At 65.0% G+C, this 16,252-nt stretch carries 14 protein-coding genes; 7 read left to right on the top strand and 7 right to left on the bottom strand.

What is annotated here, in order from left to right:
• Positions 1–8 precede the first annotated feature (8 nt).
• From ACETPF_RS06250 to ACETPF_RS06235, 4 genes are all read left to right on the top strand, one after another.
• Positions 9–593, top strand: coding sequence for a TetR/AcrR family transcriptional regulator (locus tag ACETPF_RS06250; protein WP_373933475.1), 585 nt, complete (start codon positions 9–11; stop codon positions 591–593).
• 47 nt (positions 594–640) lie between these two features.
• Positions 641–1,825 carry an acetyl-CoA C-acyltransferase gene (locus tag ACETPF_RS06245; RefSeq protein WP_373933474.1) on the top strand — a complete coding sequence of 395 codons (1,185 nt, stop codon included), beginning with the start codon at positions 641–643 and terminating at the stop codon, positions 1,823–1,825.
• A gap of 10 nt (positions 1,826–1,835) precedes the next feature.
• Complete coding sequence (locus ACETPF_RS06240; protein WP_373933473.1) at positions 1,836–2,597, top strand: SDR family NAD(P)-dependent oxidoreductase; 762 nt, start codon at positions 1,836–1,838, stop codon at positions 2,595–2,597.
• 83 nt (positions 2,598–2,680) lie between these two features.
• Positions 2,681–3,139, top strand: coding sequence for a VOC family protein (locus ACETPF_RS06235; RefSeq protein WP_373933472.1), 459 nt, complete (start codon positions 2,681–2,683; stop codon positions 3,137–3,139).
• Between the two features lie 7 nt (positions 3,140–3,146).
• Here ACETPF_RS06235 and ACETPF_RS06230 read toward each other — a convergent pair whose 3' ends face one another.
• Genes ACETPF_RS06230 through ACETPF_RS06215 form a run of 4 tightly spaced genes read right to left on the bottom strand, consistent with a single transcriptional unit; the run spans position 3,147 to position 7,695 of the window.
• Positions 3,147–4,244, bottom strand: coding sequence for a phosphotransferase (locus ACETPF_RS06230; RefSeq protein WP_373933471.1), 1,098 nt, complete (start codon positions 4,242–4,244; stop codon positions 3,147–3,149).
• Positions 4,193–5,371: an acyl-CoA dehydrogenase family protein gene (locus ACETPF_RS06225; RefSeq protein WP_373933470.1), complete on the bottom strand. Its 1,179-nt coding sequence runs from the start codon at positions 5,369–5,371 to the stop codon at positions 4,193–4,195. Before ACETPF_RS06225 ends, ACETPF_RS06230 begins: the two co-directional genes overlap by 52 nt.
• A complete protein-coding gene (locus tag ACETPF_RS06220; RefSeq protein WP_373933469.1) occupies positions 5,368–6,417 on the bottom strand; it encodes an NADP-dependent oxidoreductase in 1,050 nt (349 codons plus the stop codon). Before ACETPF_RS06220 ends, ACETPF_RS06225 begins: the two co-directional genes overlap by 4 nt.
• 24 nt (positions 6,418–6,441) lie before the next feature.
• The gene (locus tag ACETPF_RS06215) at positions 6,442–7,695 is read right to left on the bottom strand and encodes an aromatic ring-hydroxylating oxygenase subunit alpha (RefSeq protein WP_373933468.1); all 1,254 of its coding nucleotides are present in this window, start codon (positions 7,693–7,695) and stop codon (positions 6,442–6,444) included.
• A gap of 92 nt (positions 7,696–7,787) precedes the next feature.
• Between ACETPF_RS06215 and ACETPF_RS06210 the strand changes: the two genes are divergently transcribed.
• Together ACETPF_RS06210 and ACETPF_RS06205 are read left to right on the top strand one after the other, a co-directional pair.
• Positions 7,788–8,552 (top strand): SDR family NAD(P)-dependent oxidoreductase, encoded by a 765-nt coding sequence (locus tag ACETPF_RS06210; protein WP_373933467.1) that lies wholly within the window; start codon positions 7,788–7,790, stop codon positions 8,550–8,552.
• 86 nt (positions 8,553–8,638) lie between these two features.
• Entirely contained in the window at positions 8,639–10,057 is a 1,419-nt protein-coding gene (locus ACETPF_RS06205) for an aromatic ring-hydroxylating oxygenase subunit alpha (protein ID WP_373933466.1), read from the top strand.
• A 19-nt stretch (positions 10,058–10,076) separates the two neighbouring features.
• Here the strand turns inward: ACETPF_RS06205 and ACETPF_RS06200 are convergent, their stop codons facing one another.
• Entirely contained in the window at positions 10,077–10,619 is a 543-nt protein-coding gene (locus tag ACETPF_RS06200; protein WP_373933465.1) for a nuclear transport factor 2 family protein, read from the bottom strand.
• Between the two features lie 224 nt (positions 10,620–10,843).
• Between ACETPF_RS06200 and ACETPF_RS06195 the strand changes: the two genes are divergently transcribed.
• Complete coding sequence (locus ACETPF_RS06195) at positions 10,844–13,306, top strand: TonB-dependent receptor (RefSeq protein WP_373933463.1); 2,463 nt, start codon at positions 10,844–10,846, stop codon at positions 13,304–13,306.
• Between the two features lie 67 nt (positions 13,307–13,373).
• On the opposite strand, the gene ACETPF_RS06190 is transcribed toward ACETPF_RS06195, so the two are convergent.
• Positions 13,374–13,886, bottom strand: a complete 513-nt coding sequence (locus tag ACETPF_RS06190; RefSeq protein WP_373933462.1) for a nuclear transport factor 2 family protein — start codon at positions 13,884–13,886, stop codon at positions 13,374–13,376.
• An 88-nt stretch (positions 13,887–13,974) separates the two neighbouring features.
• Positions 13,975–16,245 (bottom strand): TonB-dependent receptor, encoded by a 2,271-nt coding sequence (locus tag ACETPF_RS06185; protein WP_373933461.1) that lies wholly within the window; start codon positions 16,243–16,245, stop codon positions 13,975–13,977.
• Between the last annotated feature and the right edge of the window lie 7 nt (positions 16,246–16,252).

Genomic DNA, 16,252 nt, shown 5'->3' with positions numbered 1-16,252 from the left:
TTGGCCCAATGAGTTCCCCGCTGTCCTCACCCGTCCCGGCCGAAGAGGCGTCCGCCCGCCGCCGCGAGATATTGGAGATCGCCGCGCGTCTCTTCGCGCGCAAGGGCTATCGGGGCACGTCGATGCGCGACATTGGCGAGCGGGCGGGGGTGCTGGGCGGATCGCTCTATCATCATATCAAGTCCAAGGATGCTCTGTTCGTCGAGCTGCACAATGCCGCGCTCGACGCGGCGGAGGCGCGGATCGCCGCCGCCATCGATGCCATGGCGGATCCCTGGGCCAAGCTGGAAGCGGCCTGCGCCACCCTTCTCGACATCCAACTCGCGCCCGATTCGCTCACTACGCCGATGATGAACGACTTCCGCGAAGTGCCCGACACTGTCCGCGCCCAGCTGATTGCGCGCCGCGACCGGTTCGAGCGGATGTTCCGCACGCTCGTCGATCTGCTGCCGCTACCGCCCCGGATCGATCGCTCCATCTATCGCAACCTCCTGCTGGCGCAGCTCAACTCCGCCGCCGACTGGTATCGCCCCGGTCGCCTCACCCCCGCGCAGATCGCCGCGCAGATCGTCGCCATCTTCCGTCATGGCTAATCGCCCCCCATATGCACGCGCATCATCGCGCCTGAAGGATTGACCCCATGCCCCACGATCCCGTCGTCATCGCCAGCTACGCCCGCACCCCGATGGGGGGCTTTCAGGGCGTGCTCTCGCCACTCAAGGCGACCGATCTCGGCGCGGCGGCGGTGAAGGCGGCGGTCGAGCGCGCCGGCGTTTCGACGGACGCGGTCGACCGCATCTATATGGGCTGCGTCCTCCCCGCCGGCCTCGGCCAGGCCCCCGCCCGCCAAGCGGCGATCGGCGCGGGGCTCGGCCTTAATACGGAGGCGACCACCGTCAACAAGATGTGCGGATCGGGGATGCAGGCCGCGATTATGGCGCATGAGGCGCTTTCCAGCGGCGCGGCCGACATCATCGTTGCGGGCGGCATGGAAAGCATGACCAACGCCCCCTATGCCCTTCCCAAGCATCGCGGCGGCGCGCGCATCGGTCATGACCGCATCATCGACACGATGATGATGGACGGGCTGGAGGACGCCTATGAACCCGGCAAGGCGATGGGCGTCTTTGCCGAGGAAGCCGTGCGCGACTATCAGTTCACCCGCGAGCAGCAGGACGCCTACGCCATCCGCTCGCTCGAACGCGCCAATGCCGCCATCGCGAGCGGCGCCTTCGTTGCGGAAATCGCGCCGGTGACCGTCAGCGGCCGGGGCGGAGACATGCTGGTCGATACCGACGAGCAGCCCGGCAAGGCGAAGCCGGAAAAGATTCCGTCGCTCAAGCCCGCCTTCGCAAAAGATGGCACCATCACCGCCGCCAACGCCTCCTCCATTTCCGACGGCGCGGCGGCGCTGGTGATGACGCGGGCGAGCGTCGCGCAGCGGCTCGGCCTGCCGGTCGTCGCGACCGTTGTCGCCACCGCCGCTCACGCGCATGAGCCTTCCAAATTCACCACCGCCCCCGTCCCGGCAATGCGCAAGGCGCTGGCGAAGGCCGGCTGGTCGGTTGAGGATGTCGATCTGTTCGAGGTCAACGAGGCGTTCGCGGTCGTCGCCATGATCGCCGCGCGCGAACTCGGCATCCCGGACGACAGGCTCAACGTCCATGGCGGCGCGACCGCTCTCGGCCACCCGATAGGCGCATCGGGCGCGCGCATTCTCGCGACGCTGATCGGCGCGCTGAAGGTGCGGGGCGGCAAGCGCGGGCTTGCCAGCCTCTGCATCGGCGGCGGCGAAGCGACCGCCATGGCGATCGAACTGGCATAAGGGGCAGCATATGGACATCGAAGGACTCTCCGCCATCGTTACCGGCGGCGCATCGGGGCTCGGCAAGGCGACGGCGACGATGCTTGTGGAGAAGGGCGCGAAGGTCGCCATCTTCGACCTCAACGAAGAGGCCGCGCGCACCGTGGCCGACGCCATCGGCGCTGTCGCCTTCGCCGTCGACGTCGCCGATGAGGGCAGCGTCACCGCCGCGCTCGACGCCGCCGAGGCGGCAAATGGCGTGGCTCGCATCCTTGTCAACTGCGCGGGCGTCGCGCCCGCGACCAAAACGGTCGGCAAGGATAATGCGCCGCATCCGTTCGACAGCTTCGCACGGACGATCTCGATCAACCTCCTTGGCACGTTCAACATGATCGCCAAGGTCGCCGCCCGCGCAGCAACGCTCGAAGAGATGGCCGGCGAGCGCGGCGTGATCGTCAACACCGCTTCGGTCGCCGCCTATGACGGGCAGATCGGCCAGGCGGCCTACGCCGCTTCCAAGAGTGGGGTGGTCGGCATGACCCTGCCCATCGCGCGCGATCTCGCCGCGCACAAGATCCGCGTGATGACCATCGCACCCGGCATCTTCCTCACCCCCATGGTGGAGGGTTTCCCGCAGCATGTGCAGGATGCGCTCGGCGCGCAGGTGCCGCACCCCAGCCGGCTTGGCAGACCCGCCGAATATGCCCAACTGGTCGAAAGCATCATCCGCAATCCCATGCTGAACGGCGAAGTCATCCGCTTGGACGGCGCGATCCGCATGGCCCCGCGCTGACCCGACCTGACAAAGCCGCCAGCTTTCCCGTGCGCGCCGATCGGCTAATCTCGCACGCTGGAGCAGGACAGGCAGGAGGCACCATGATCGATCTCACCCGCATTCACCACAACGGCATCGCCGTCGCCGACATCGACCGGGCGGTCGCCGACTATGGCGCGGCGCTGGGCCTCACCTTCGCGCCGGTGCGCGATTTCGATCCGCTCGCCTTCTGGACCCCGGAGGAGGGGCTGCGCGACCTGCGCGTGCGCGCCACCTATTCGCTTGGGCAAAGGGTGCATCTGGAACTGGTGCAGGGGGAGGGGGTGTTCTACGACACCGCCCGTGCCGAAAGCGCCCGCCATATCGGCGTCTGGGTCGACGATCTCGCTGCCGAAGCCGCGCGCCTGACCGAAGCCGGCTGGACGGTGCGGGGCGCCAATGCCGCGCCGCAGGATGGCTATGGCGTCATCGCCTATCTCGCGTCCCCCGATGGCGCGCTGCTGGTGGAACTGATCTCCATCGCCTTGAAGCCCATTATCGACAATTGGCTCGGCGACTGACCGCCGGCTAATCGACGCTCGCGCGTGCGATATGGGCGAGCCGGGAAAAATTCTCGGCCCGCTCTCGCGCATTGGCGGAGGAGGCAGTGCCGCGCAGCACCCGGCCCTTGATGCCATGGAAGATGGCCGCCAGCCGGAAGAAGTTGAACGCCATGTAGAAGGGCCAATGGTCGATCCCTGTCCGACCCAACCGCGCGCAATAGGCGGCGATATAGTCCGCTTCCGATGGGATGCCGAGCGCCCCCAGGTCCGCCCCGGCTAGTCCGGCCACAATGTCCGGCGGCATCCGGTACATCATCGTATGATAGGCAAAGTCGGCGAGCGGGTGGCCCAGTGTCGACAATTCCCAGTCCAGTACCGCCAGGATGCGCGGCTCGCGGGCATGGAAGATCATATTGTCGCAGCGAAAATCGCCATGCACCACCGCGCTTTCATCGCCGGCTGGGATGTTCGCCGGCAGCCACTCGACCAGCCAGTCCATGTCCGGGTCGCGCCCGGCCAGATCATCCTCCAGATATTGCCGCGACCAGCGGCTTACCTGCCGCGCGAAATAATTGCCGGGCCTGCCGAACCCCGCCAGCGGCGCGACGTCGATGCTGTGCAGTTGCGCCATCGCCGCGTTCATCGCGTCGAAATGGGCGGCCCGCGCCGACCGGTCCACATCTGGGAAGGTCGCGTCCCAGATCACCCGTCCCTCGACCATGTCCATGACGTAAAAGGGCGTGCCGATCACGGCGTCCTCTTCGCACAGCCCGTAGATATGCGGCACCGGGAAACCCGCCGCCTCCAGCGCGCTGATGACTTGCACCTCGCGCTCGATCGCGTGCGCGCCTTTCAGGATCGGGCCGGGCGGCTTGCGGCGCAGCACATAGGTAGCGCCCGGCGTCCGCAGCCGATAGGTCGGATTGGACTGCCCGCCCTTGAACTGGTCGACGGCAAGCGGCCCCGAAAATCCCGGCACATGCGCCGCCATCCACTTCGACAGCGCCGACTCGTCCAGCGCATAGCCCTCGCGCACTTGCGTGGTGCCGCTGTTCGCCTCCTGCGCGTTCGTCACGGCTGCGCCCTGGAAAAGTCGCGCTTGATCTTCTTGGCGAGGCTCCATTTATGCACCTCGGTCGGCCCGTCATAGATGCGGAATGCGCGGACCTCGCGGAAAATCTGCTCGACGATGGTATCGCCCGAAACGCCAGTGCCGCCCATCACCTGGACGCATTTGTCGGCGATCCGCATCAGCGCCTCGCTCACCGCGACCTTCGCCATGCTGCTTTCCGCCGTACCGAGCGATCCGCTGTCGAGCACCCCGGCGCACCAGTCGATCATCAGTTCGGCCTGCTTGAGGTCGATCAGATTCTCCGCCAGCATGAAGCCGACCCCCTCATGGTCCACCAGCGGCTTGCCGAAGGCATGGCGCTTGCAGGCATAGGCGGTCGCGATCTCCTGCGCCCGCATCGCTCCACCCAGCCAGCGCATGCAGTGGGACAGGCGAGCGGGGCTGAGCCGTACCTGCGCATATTGAAAGCCCTCGCCGCTGGCGCCCAGCATCTGGTCCGCCGGCACGCGCAGATTGTCGATGGCCACGATCGAATGGCCGCCCGGCATCGAACTGTCGATCGTATCGAGAACCCGCTCGATGCGGATGGCGGGATCGGGCAGGTCGACCAGGAACATGCAGGCGCCGTCCGTGGACTTTGCCATGACGATCCCCACCGTCGCCCCCTGCGCGCCGGTGATGAACGCCTTGCGCCCGTTGATGACCCAATGATTGCCGTCCTGAACGCAGCTCGTCTGCATCATTGACGGGTCGGACCCCGCGCCGCCCTCGGCTGCCGGTTCGGTCATGAAGAAGGCCGACCGCGCTTCGCCGGCGACCAGCGGCGCAAGGAAACGCGCCTTCTGCTCGGGCGATCCGACCTTGCCCAGCAGATACATATTGCCCTCGTCCGGGGCCATGGTGTTGCAGGCGAGCGGCCCCAGCGGCGACAGGCCCGACCGGATCAGCACCACCGCCGTTTCGCGCTGCGACAAATGGCTGCCGTCGGGCAGGATGTGGGGCGTCAGCACGCCGGCCGCGCGAGCTTGCTCGCGCATCTCCATCACCAGCGCCTCCGGCGGACCATGTCCGTGCACCGCGATGCGCGGGTCTTTCTCATAGGGAATGACGACCTCGCGGACGAAGGTTTCCACCTTGTCCGCAATCTCCAGCGCCTGCGCCATGCCGATCCCGCTCATGCGACCTCCAGCGCCGCGAGGGTCGAAATGTCCTCATGCAGCCGCACCACCGTCTTGCCGCGCGTCTGCCCCGCCATCAGGCGGATGAAGGCGTCGGGCGTGCTCTCGATCCCCGTTGCGACATTCTCCGTGGCCTTCAGCGCGCCCGACTTGATCCAGTCGCCGAGTTGCCCCTGCGCCTCCTCCAGCAGGTCGAGATGCTCATAGGCCAGGAAGCCGCGCATGGTGATGCGGTTGACCAGCACCTGCCACAGGTTGCGGATGGGATAGGGGTCGTTCTGATTATTATAGTTGGCGACCATACCGCACACCACGATGCGCCCGAAATCGGCCATGCTCATCAGCATCGTGTCAAGGATGCGCCCGCCGACATTGTCGAAATAAATGTCCGCCCCCTTGCCGCCGCAAGCCGCGCGCACCGCTGCGCTCAGGTCATCGGCGGTCCTGTAGTCGACCGCCGCGTCGTAGCGAAGCTCGCCCGTCACCTCGGCGATCTTGTCGGTCGAGGCGATGCCCACCGCCCGGCATCCGGACAGGCGCGCGACCTGGCCCGCGACGCTGCCCACCGCGCCGGCGGCGGCGCTCACCACCACCGTGTCGCCTGCCTTCATCTCGCCGATGCGCTTGAGCCCAACATAGGCCGTGATCCCCGACCAGCCGAGCGCCCCCATATAGGCGGTGAGCGGTACGGCAGGGTCGATCTTCACATTCTCGCAGGCGAAATTGTCGGCCGCGATGATGCTCTGCTCCTCCCAGCCGATGAAGCCACGCGCATAATCGCCGACCCTGAAGGCGGGGTTGCGCGATTCGGTCACTTCGCCCAGCACCATGGTCGGGATGAGGCCGCCCAGCGGCACGCTCGGCAGATAGGTGCCGTCGCCTTCGTCCAGCAGGCCGCGGATGGCCGGATCGATCGCGAAGACGAGGTTGCGTGTCCGCACCTCCCCCTCGGCCAGCGGCCGGACCTGTTCCTCGACCAGGGTGAAATTATCCGGCACCGGCACCCCACAGGGGCGCGAGGCCAGAACGATGCGGCGGTTCTTCATGCGGTTTTCCTGCGCGAATAGGGGTCAGAGGACGGGCGGCTGCGCGTCGCGGTCGCCGGCGATCAGATAATCGACATATTTGTGGAAATATTGGTTGCCGCGCTCGTTGCGGCCGAAAATCACCGATTTGAGCGCGCCGGACGCCAGCCCCTTCTGCACCTGAAGCCCGACGCCATAATCTTCCCGGTCGACGACATCGCTCAGCCAGTCCATCATCCCCTCGATCGCCGCGGCATCCTCCGCGTCGCGCGGCGGCTGCCGCCGGATGAACATCAGGTTGGTGGTGTTGCGGTCGGGCGTCGGGCCGGGAATCAGCTGCGCGACCTGCGTGATTTCCGGCGCGAAGAAGATCGACACGTTGGGAAAGATCGTCCGCACGAAATCATAGCCGCTATTTTCGATATGCCCCCAGCGCTCGCGCGGCTCTGCCCCCAGCTTCTCCTTGATCGACACCTGCGGATATCCGACCCGCATATGCGGCCCGAACGCCGTGAAATGCATGATGTTGGAGAATGTGCGCGGGTGGATCGTCTCCGGGTGCGCGGCAGCGAAATGATAGCCCTCAAGATAGCCGTCATAGGCGATCTTCCAGTTCGCGCCATGGATGCGGCGCGATCCGCAATAATGCCAGTTCGCGAGGTCATAGGCGTTGAGGTCGTCCAGCATCCCGCCCAGATGCTTTCCGATGTCCATGTCCGCCTCCTGCGACAGGCTGACCCAGATGATCCCGCCCGCCTCGACACAGGGCAGGGTAGTGAGACCCCGTTCTTCCTTGCACACCGGGCCGAACTTGCCCGGCTCGGCGACTCCGATCAGCTTGCCGTCATTGGCGAAGGTCCAGGCATGGTAGGGGCAGGAAAAGCGCTTCTTGTTGCCGTGCCCCTCGGGCGTCAGGATCATGCCGCGATGGGTGCAGACGTTCAGCATCGCCGCCACGCTGCCGTCGCTGCGCCGCGTGATCAGCACGGGCTTCCCCATCAGGTCCATCGACTTATAGTCGCCGGGGTCAGGCATCTCGGCGGTCAGCGCGGCGAGCAGCGGCAGGCGGTGGAAGATCGTCGCCATCTCGCGCTCGAAATGGACAGGATCGGTGTAGGCGGACGCCGGCACCTCCATGGGTGCGTCGGCGCTGTCGGTCGTGCCCGTCTCGACATAGTCGAGCATCTTGGCGGCTTCCTCGCCGATCGTCTCATGATAGCCCATATGCACCTCTGCCCTGACCTGCTTTGACGGGCAGGCTATCGCCCCGCGCGGGCCGGCGGAACTCTGGACAGTCATAGGTGCGCCGATTTTTCTGTGAATATGGCTAGTTTGCCCCGGCCGCACCCGCGCCTAGCCTCGCGCCTGAACGAACGGACGGAGAGGCAGCAATGATCGACCTATCGGGCAAGGTGGCGCTGGTGACGGGGGCGGCGTCGGCCGGCGGCCTCGGCTTTGCCGGTGCCAGCATCATGGCGGCGCAGGGGGCCAGCGTCTTTCTCACCGACCTCGACGGCGCGGCGGTCGAAGCGCGCGCCGCCGATCTGCGCGCCGCCGGTCACAAGGCCGCCGCCATGGCGCAGGACGTCACGGACGAAGCGCAGTGGGACACGGTGCGCGACGCGGTACTCGCCGAATTCGGCCGCATCGACATCCTCGTCAACAATGCCGGCATCGCCGTGCTGCGCCACATGAGCGAGATCAGCGCCGCCGAATGGCACCGCCAGATATCGGTCAATCTCGACAGCGTGTTCCTGGGCACTCGGATGGCCATGGCGCAGATGCGCGCGCAGGGCGGGGGCGGATCGATCATCAATCTCTCTTCGGTTGCCGGGCTCATCGGCCTGCCCGGCTGCGGGGCCTATGGCGCGTCGAAGGGCGGGGTGCGCCTCTTCACCAAGAGCGTTGCGCTGGAAGTGGCGGCGGAGAATATCCGCATCAACTCAATCCATCCCGGCATGATCATGACCGACATGCAGAAGGTCGCGATCGCCGACAACAAGGACGTCTATGACCATCTGGTCTCCGTCATCCCGATGGGCCGGCTGGGCGAACCGGAGGATATCGGCAACATGGTCGCCTTCCTCGCCTCGGACGAAGCGCGCTACATCACTGGCGCGGAATTCACCGTGGATGGCGGCATGGTCGCGCAATGAGGCGCTGACGGCAGACCTGATGCAATATATAGGTCACTCGACCAAGGAACGCGCCTAGCATGGCGCGTCACAGGAGAGAGGAAGACATGGCCGAGAGCGATCCGCGCATCAAAGGCGAACCCCTGGCCCGTTGCCCCGGCCCGTCGGTGCGCGATCTCATGGCGGCGGACACCAATCCGGTGCCCGAATTCCTCTATCAGGACGAATATGAGAATCTGGGGTCGGAACCGATCCCGGCCAGCCGCTACACCGATCCCGCCTTCTTCGCGCTGGAGCAGGAGAAGATGTGGCCGCGCATCTGGCAGTTCGCCGCGCGCGAGGAGGAACTGCCCGAGCCCGGCGACCATGTCGTCTATGACAATGCCGGCAAGAGCTTCCTGCTTGTCCGGCAGGAGGACGGGTCGATCAAGGGCTTCTACAATGTCTGCCTGCATCGCGGCCGGCAATTGAAGACGGAAGGCGGCTGGTCGGCGCAGTTGCAATGCCCGTTCCACGGCTTCACCTGGAACAATGACGGCAGCGTCAAGACCATCCCCTGCCGCTGGGACTTCGCCCATCTCAAGGACCAGGCGATGCACCTAGCTGAGGTGAGCGTCGGCCGCTGGGGCGGCTATGTCTTCCTGCGCGAGGCGAAGGACGGCCCGACGCTCGAAGAGTTCCTTGCCCCCATGCCGGAGCATTTCAAGCGCTGGAAACATGAGGAGTGCGCGACCGCCATCTGGGTGGGTAAGGTCTGCAAGGCGAACTGGAAGGTGGTGATGGAGGCTTTCATGGAAAGCTGGCACACCGTCGTCACCCATCCGCAGCTCTTGCCCTTCACCGGCGACGCCAATTCGATGTACAACATCTATGGCGACCATGTGAATTTGACGGTCACACCCTTTGGCACCATGTCGCCGCACATCGACCCCGCCGGCAAGTCGCAGCAGTGGATCGTCGACGAATTCGTCAAATATAATGGCCGCTCGTCCGACAATTATGAGGGCGATGCAGCGCCCGAAGGCGGATATAATGTCAAGGTGCCGGAGGGCAAAACCGCGCGCGAGGCGCTGGGCGAAAGCCTGCGCGCCACCACGACCAAGATGTTCGGCCATGATGTCAGCTTCGCCTCCGACGCGGAGATGATGGACGCCATCCTCTACAATGTCTTTCCCAACTGGTCGCCTTGGGGCGGGTTCCAGCCCAATATCGTCTATCGCTGGCGGCCCTGGCACGATGTCGACCATTGCCTGATGGAAGTGCGCATCATCACCCGCGTGCCGCCGGGCGAGACGCCGCCACGCGCGCCGAAAATGAAATTTCTGTCGGTCGATCAGAAATGGACCGAAGCGCCCGAACTCGGCATTTTGGGCGATGTCTTCGAACAGGATATGGAAAATCTGCCCTTCGTTCAGGTGGGCCTCAAATCCAGCCCTAACAACCGCGTGGAACTCGCCAATTATCAGGAAATCCAGATCCGCCAGTTTCAGAACACGCTGATGAAATATGTAAACGGCCAGCTTTGAGGGGCGCTGAGGGGAGGGGTCATCCCCTCCCCGATGTGCCCGCCGCCCAGTCTCGCGTCTGCGAAAAATCCGCCCCGCGCGGCCCGGCCAGATGGATCGTCACCTGCTCGCGCAGGATTCCGTCGGTCGCCGGATCGTGCCGCGCCCAGTCGATCAGCTCGCGCCGCCGCTGGATCGCCCAGCGCCCGTCGCGGCACGCATAGTCATCGACATAGCGGCCCGCCATCATCAGGTCTTTTTCCGCCCCGTCCGCGTCCCTCGTGCGATGCCAGGCGAAGAAATAGACCTCGCCCTTCGCCGTCCCTGCATCGATATCCACCTCCAGGTCGATCTGGCCGATGACATGCTGGCTGCCATGCAGGTCGGCCAGGAACCCCTGCGCGAAGTCGGTATAGGCTTCCGGTCCCCCGCGCATCAGCCCGCAATCGACATCGGCGTCGGGGTGGAAGGCGCAGAGTTGCAGGTCGCGGTCAAGCCGGTCCTGCCCGCGCATATAGGCGTGGACCGCCTTCACGATCTCCCGCCGCGCCACCAGGTCGCGCACTTCCCGTTCCAGATCCATGGCCATTCTCTCCCGTCGATCGATCACGCCTTTTGTCCCGCGCCCGGCGCGCCCGACCCACTATGACAAATGACAGGCAGGCTACCCCCCCCCCCGCCCGACCTGCGCCTTTTGCCAGTAGGCCCCGGCCCTGCCGCAACGGCATGTCGGTCGGCGCAACCGGGCGACAGGAAGAGCGCGCCCCATAACCCATGAACCGGCCACGCGCCGAAGGGAGACAACGGATGACCCGGAACACAGCCAAGCATCATCTGCTCATCGGCGTCGCCGCGGGCGCGGCCGCCTGGGCCATGCCCGCGCTCGCGCAGGAGGCCGCGCCGCGGGCCGCCGCCGATCAAGCGAGCGCCGGTGGGCTTCAGGACATCGTCGTCACCGCGCGCAAGCGGCAGGAAAGCGTGCAGGACGTGCCGGTCGCCGTCACCGCCATCTCCGCCGAGCTGGTCCAGCGGCAGGATCTGACCTCGATCGAAAAAATCGCCGCGCGCACCCCCAACCTTAATGTGGGCCGCGCCTCGAACGGTTCGGGCGCTCAGCTCACGCTGCGCGGCATCGGTTCCTCCTCCACCTCGATCGGCATCGAGCAATCGGTCGCGGTAGTCGTGGACGGCGTCTATTACGGGCAGGGCCGCATCATCAACGAAGGCTTTTTCGACCTCGCCCGCGTCGAGATATTGAAAGGCCCGCAGGCGCTCTTCTTCGGCAAGAATGCGACCGCCGGGGTCATTTCGCTGACCAGCGCCGAACCGACTTCCACCCCCGAATTCAAGGCGCGAGCCGGTTATGAGTTCAAGGCGGAGCAGGCGCAGCTCGAACTGGTCGGCTCCGGCCCGCTTACCGATACGCTCGGCGTCCGCGTCGCCGTGCGCGCCTCCAAGATGTGGGGCGGCTATTATCGCAACGTCGCCGCGCCCTTCAACTATGGCACGTTCGACGTCGCCACCGGCGCGGTCGGATCGGTCGTCGCCAGTCCCGCGCCGACGAAGCAGCCGGGCGAACGCGAACTCCTCGGCCGCATCACCCTCAAATGGGAACCGACCGATCGGCTGACCGCGACATTAAAGGCGTCGGGCACCTACAACAAGACCAACAACAACAGCTGGAACTATGTCGCCTATAATTGCCCCAATGGCGGCGTCAGCCAGCTCACCGGCTATCGCTGCGAACGCGATTTCGTGACGCACCAGAACCGGATACCCGCCGCCTTCGCCGGGCCGACCCCTTATGTGAACGATGATGGCGACCTTTATAACCGCTACAAGAGCTGGGCCGTCACCGCGAACGTCAACTATGAGCTGGACGATGTCACCCTGACATCGGTCACCAACTATAACTGGAACAACAACCAGTGGGCCTGCGCCTGCGACTTTCAGTCCAGCCCGGCGTCCAACTGGGCTTCGGAAAATTCCACCTACCATGCTTTCTCGTCGGAATTCCGGGCTCTCACCACCTTCGACAGCTCGATCAACCTGATGGTCGGCGGCCTTTACCAGAAGACGAAACGCGACTTCGACCAATATATCATATTGGGCGGATTGCTGAACAGCGCCGCCGCGCGCGAGGATCAGTATCTCGCCACGCGCAAGACCAGCTTCACCGATGGCGAGACGATCGCGCTGTTCGGCCAGGCGACCTGGAAGATCGTCCCGACGCTCGAACTGGCGGCCGGCGTGCGCTACACCCATGAGACCAAGGACAGCTATTTCACCCAGCCCTATAATAATCCGGGCGTCACCGCGATCTTCCGGCCGCAGGATGATCCTGATGGCCTGGGCGTCGTGACCGCCGACCAGACCTTCAACAACTGGTCGCCCGAAGTGTCGCTCACCTGGAAGCCGACCAGCGGCATTCTCGTCTATGGCGCCTACAAAACCGCCTACAAGTCGGGCGGCTTCTCTAACGGCGGCATCAACTCCAAATTCTCGACCAATCCCTTCGCCGATCTGACCTTCGATCCTGAACGGGCGGCGGGCTTCGAGGGCGGCGTCAAGACGACGCTCGCCGACAACCAGCTTCGCCTCAACCTCGGCATCTATTCCTATCTCTACAAGGATCTCCAGGTCGATTTCTTCAACTCGCCCATCTTCGCCTTCCAGACGCTGACCGCCGACGCGCGGACGAAGGGTGTGGAGCTGGAGTTTGAATATGCCCCGCGCAATATGGACGGGCTGAACCTCCATGGCTCGATCAACTATAACCGGGCGCGCTACACCGATTTCCCGCAGGCGCCCTGCTATGCCGGGCAGAGCGTCGCCGAAGGGTGCAGCATCGTGCTGCCGGGCGGCGGCGTCCGCCAGGATCTGGGTGGCAAGCCGCTTTCGGTCGCGCCGCGCTGGACCGGCACGATCGGCGCATCCTATGACAGCAGCATGGGCAATGGCCTCAAGATCGGTCTCAACGCCGACCTGCGCTATTCCTCCTCCTATCTCGCCTCGGGCTTCGGCAACCCGGATTCGCGCCAAAGCCGCTATGCGACGCTCGATGCGGGCATCCGCATCGGGTCGGACGATGATCGCTGGGAATTCGCGGTGATCGGCAAGAATCTTACCAACCGCTTTTATGTGACCGGCGTGGTCGATGGTCCGTCGACCGGCGGCGCATCGGGCGGCGCGGTGCCCGCCCACGCCGATCAGCTCGGCTTCGGCACGCTGCCGCGCACCGTCATGGCGCAGGTCACGACGCGCTTCTGATCCCCGCCCGTCGGGTCGCCGCGAAAGGCGCCGTTCCGGTCTCTCCCCGGAACGGCGCCTTTCTTATCTACAGGCTCGCCCAATGGGCATGAACCGGATCGGCCGCGCCCCACCCACCCCGGTTCCGCCCGGCCTCGTACATGGCGTCCAGCGGCGCGCCGGCCGGCTGCGCCATCGTCCAGTCGGCAACGAAGGTCCGCGCGGCGATCTTCCACACGCCCCCGCGTTTTTCATAGCGGTCGAGGTAGCGCCCGCCGGTCAGCATGTCCTGCCCGCCGGCGCGGACCTGCGCAATGACGTAAAGCTCCCCCACCGCCCGGTCGCCCTTCACCTCGATCCATTCATTGGCGACGGCGTGGAAGCAATGCGTCATGGACGTCCGGCAATAAGCGGTGATCGTCTCGGCAAAGTCGGCCGCGTCGGTGGGCCCCATCCCCGTGTCCATCACCCCATCCTCCCAGAAGACAGAGGCGAGCAGCGCGGCGTCCGCCCGGTCGACCCCCCGGCAATAGGCCATCGCCAGGTCGTGGATTGCCGCACGCGCGGCAAGCGTCTCCAGCAAGTCGGCATTATCGGTCATGGCTGATCTCCGATGGCACAGAAACAAGGAGGCCGGGGCATGCCATGCCCCGGCCGCAGGTGAAGAGTCTCCAACAGGGGAGGAGCGGTCAGAATTTGACCCCAAGGGTCGCGCCATAGGTGCGCGGCTCGCGGGCGGTGCCGAAGGACCACAGGCCGCCGACCGTAAAGCCATGCGTCGGCCCCCGATCGTTGGCGAGATTGCGGCCGAACAGCGTTAGCTTCGCTTCCGCGCCACCCAGGGTGAAGTTGGTCGACAGGCTCGCATCGATCAGCCCCTGCTTGTCGGTCCGCACGCGCGGATCGTTGCCGTTGACGATGATCGGCCCGTTCGTCAGGTCGCCGGTGATCGGCCCCAGCGAAATCTGCTGGTCGTACCGACCGATATAGCGGTAAGTCACATTGGCGATGACCTCGCCAAAGCTGGTGGGAACAGTGTAATCCGCTGCCAGCGACGCCGTCATCTTGGGATTGTAGATCAGGTCGTTGCGCGAATAGTCGTAGGGAACGACCGCGCCCGACACCGGCGAGACGCCGCCGACGATGAAGCCCTTGAACTTGGAATCGAGCAGACCCATCGACCCTGTTATGGTGAGCTGCGTCGTCGGCCGGGCGGTGAAGTCGAATTCCAGGCCTTTGATCTTGGCCGAACCGACGTTGGAGGTGATCGTCTCGTTGCCGGTAGCGCAGCTTGGGCAATTGAGCGTGTTGTTCTGCTGAAGGTTCTTATATTTGGAGTAGAAGGCCGCGACGTTGAACTGCAACTTGCGGTCAAACAGTTCCAGCTTGCTGCCGACCTCGAAACTGTCGACCACTTCCGGACGATAGGACTGGCTGGCGCTCGCCGCCGTGCCCGCGCGCGGCGAGAAGCCGCCCGAGCGGAAACCCTGCGACCAGCTAGCATAGATCATCGTCTGGTTGTTGGGACGGAAATCGACCCCGACCTTGGGCGTGAATTTCTTGAACGAGTCCGATCCCGCGCCGATCAGATTGCCGCCGAAGCTGTTATCGAGCGACTTTTTGTCGCGCGTGAAGCGACCGCCGAAGGACAGGCGCCAGCGGTCCGCGAAAGCCCAGTTGAAATCGCCGAAGGCCGCGATCGACCGGGTGCGGCCATTCACTTCCTGCGGGTTGGTGTCGAAATCAAGCGGGTCGATCGTCGGCGAGAAAGCGAAGACCCGGCTATATTGCGCCAGATAATAGTCGGACTTGAAATAGTAGAGCCCGACCACATAGTCGAGGGCGTCGCCGATCTTGCCAGCGGCGCGGAATTCCTGGCTCCACTGCTCATAATTCTGCAAGCGGCGGACATAATAGAGGTCGGTGGATGAGGCGTCGAAGTCCTGAGTCTGATTTTCTTTGGACTTGCGCCAGCCGGTGATCGACGTCAGCGTGATGTCGCCAGCATCATAATTCAGCTCCAGCGTCGCGGACGGGGCGGAGTAACGACCGACATTGGCCTGGCCGAACACCGTGTAGAGGTCGGTCGTGCTGTTCCGGTTGCACTGTTCCGCCGGGATAAGGCCGCAGAACACTTCGCCGGTGCGGGTCAGGTTGGACACGACCGGATCATATTTCTGCACCTGCTTCTCGACCGTCAAAATGCCCTCGAAGCCGCTACCCTCCGGCGCGACGCGCAGCGCGCCGCCGAAATTCTCATTGTTGGAAAAGCCGCGCCGGCTGCCATCCTGCGCCTGCCTGTACCAGCCGTCGCTCTCATTGTGGAAATAGAAGCCCTTGACGCCGATGCTGCCGTCGCTCGACAGCGGAGCGTTGACGACGGCGCGGGTCGCCAGCGTGTTGAACCGGCCGTAGGAAACCTCGACCTTGCCGCCGAATTCGCCGGTCGGCTTCGACCGTCGGATGTTGATGACGCCGCCGATCGTGTTGCGCCCGAACAAAGTGCCCTGCGGCCCGCGCAGCACTTCGATCTGCTCGATGTCGAAAAAGTCGAAGAATTGCCCCGTGCTGGTGCCGATGAACACGCCGTCCACCACCACGCCCACGGTCGGCTCGGCCGATTTCTCGACGTCGGCATAGGTGAGGCCGCGAATGGCGAGGTTGGCGGCGGCGGCGCCGGAATTCTGGTTGGTGATCAGCAGGTTGGGCGCGGAGCCGGTCAGGTCGCCGATATTCACCGCCGCCTTGTTTTCCAGCATCGCGGCATTGACCGCGGTCACCGCGACCGGCGTATCCTGCAACCGTTCCTCGCGGCGGCGGGCGGTGACGATGATCTCGCCCGCGCCCACCGGCTCGGCGGCGGCCTGCGGCGCGCTTTCCTGTGCGTGTGCCGGTACCGCGCCGATCAGCGCGAAGCCCGACGACAGTATGGTGGTGGCGAACGCGATGCTCCTGTTCATGACAGCA

The sequence above is a fragment of the Sphingobium agrisoli genome (assembly GCF_041877245.1).
In the GTDB taxonomy this organism is placed as follows: domain Bacteria; phylum Pseudomonadota; class Alphaproteobacteria; order Sphingomonadales; family Sphingomonadaceae; genus Sphingobium.
The sequence above is the reverse complement of the archived record's forward strand: the minus strand, read 5'-3'. Positions and strand labels throughout refer to the sequence as shown.

Bases quoted from the DNA above. Each gene is read 5' to 3' on its own strand.
- ACETPF_RS06250 (WP_373933475.1), top strand. From the start codon at position 9: ATGAGTTCCCCGCTGTCCTCACCCGTCCCGGCCGAAGAGGCGTCCGCC.
- ACETPF_RS06245 (WP_373933474.1), top strand. From the start codon at position 641: ATGCCCCACGATCCCGTCGTCATCGCCAGCTACGCCCGCACCCCGATG.
- ACETPF_RS06240 (WP_373933473.1), top strand. From the start codon at position 1,836: ATGGACATCGAAGGACTCTCCGCCATCGTTACCGGCGGCGCATCGGGG.
- ACETPF_RS06235 (WP_373933472.1), top strand. From the start codon at position 2,681: ATGATCGATCTCACCCGCATTCACCACAACGGCATCGCCGTCGCCGAC.
- ACETPF_RS06230 (WP_373933471.1), bottom strand. From the start codon at position 4,244: ATGGAGCCTCGCCAAGAAGATCAAGCGCGACTTTTCCAGGGCGCAGCC.
- ACETPF_RS06225 (WP_373933470.1), bottom strand. From the start codon at position 5,371: ATGAGCGGGATCGGCATGGCGCAGGCGCTGGAGATTGCGGACAAGGTG.
- ACETPF_RS06220 (WP_373933469.1), bottom strand. From the start codon at position 6,417: ATGAAGAACCGCCGCATCGTTCTGGCCTCGCGCCCCTGTGGGGTGCCG.
- ACETPF_RS06215 (WP_373933468.1), bottom strand. From the start codon at position 7,695: ATGACTGTCCAGAGTTCCGCCGGCCCGCGCGGGGCGATAGCCTGCCCG.
- ACETPF_RS06210 (WP_373933467.1), top strand. From the start codon at position 7,788: ATGATCGACCTATCGGGCAAGGTGGCGCTGGTGACGGGGGCGGCGTCG.
- ACETPF_RS06205 (WP_373933466.1), top strand. From the start codon at position 8,639: ATGGCCGAGAGCGATCCGCGCATCAAAGGCGAACCCCTGGCCCGTTGC.
- ACETPF_RS06200 (WP_373933465.1), bottom strand. From the start codon at position 10,619: ATGGATCTGGAACGGGAAGTGCGCGACCTGGTGGCGCGGCGGGAGATC.
- ACETPF_RS06195 (WP_373933463.1), top strand. From the start codon at position 10,844: ATGACCCGGAACACAGCCAAGCATCATCTGCTCATCGGCGTCGCCGCG.
- ACETPF_RS06190 (WP_373933462.1), bottom strand. From the start codon at position 13,886: ATGACCGATAATGCCGACTTGCTGGAGACGCTTGCCGCGCGTGCGGCA.
- ACETPF_RS06185 (WP_373933461.1), bottom strand. From the start codon at position 16,245: ATGAACAGGAGCATCGCGTTCGCCACCACCATACTGTCGTCGGGCTTC.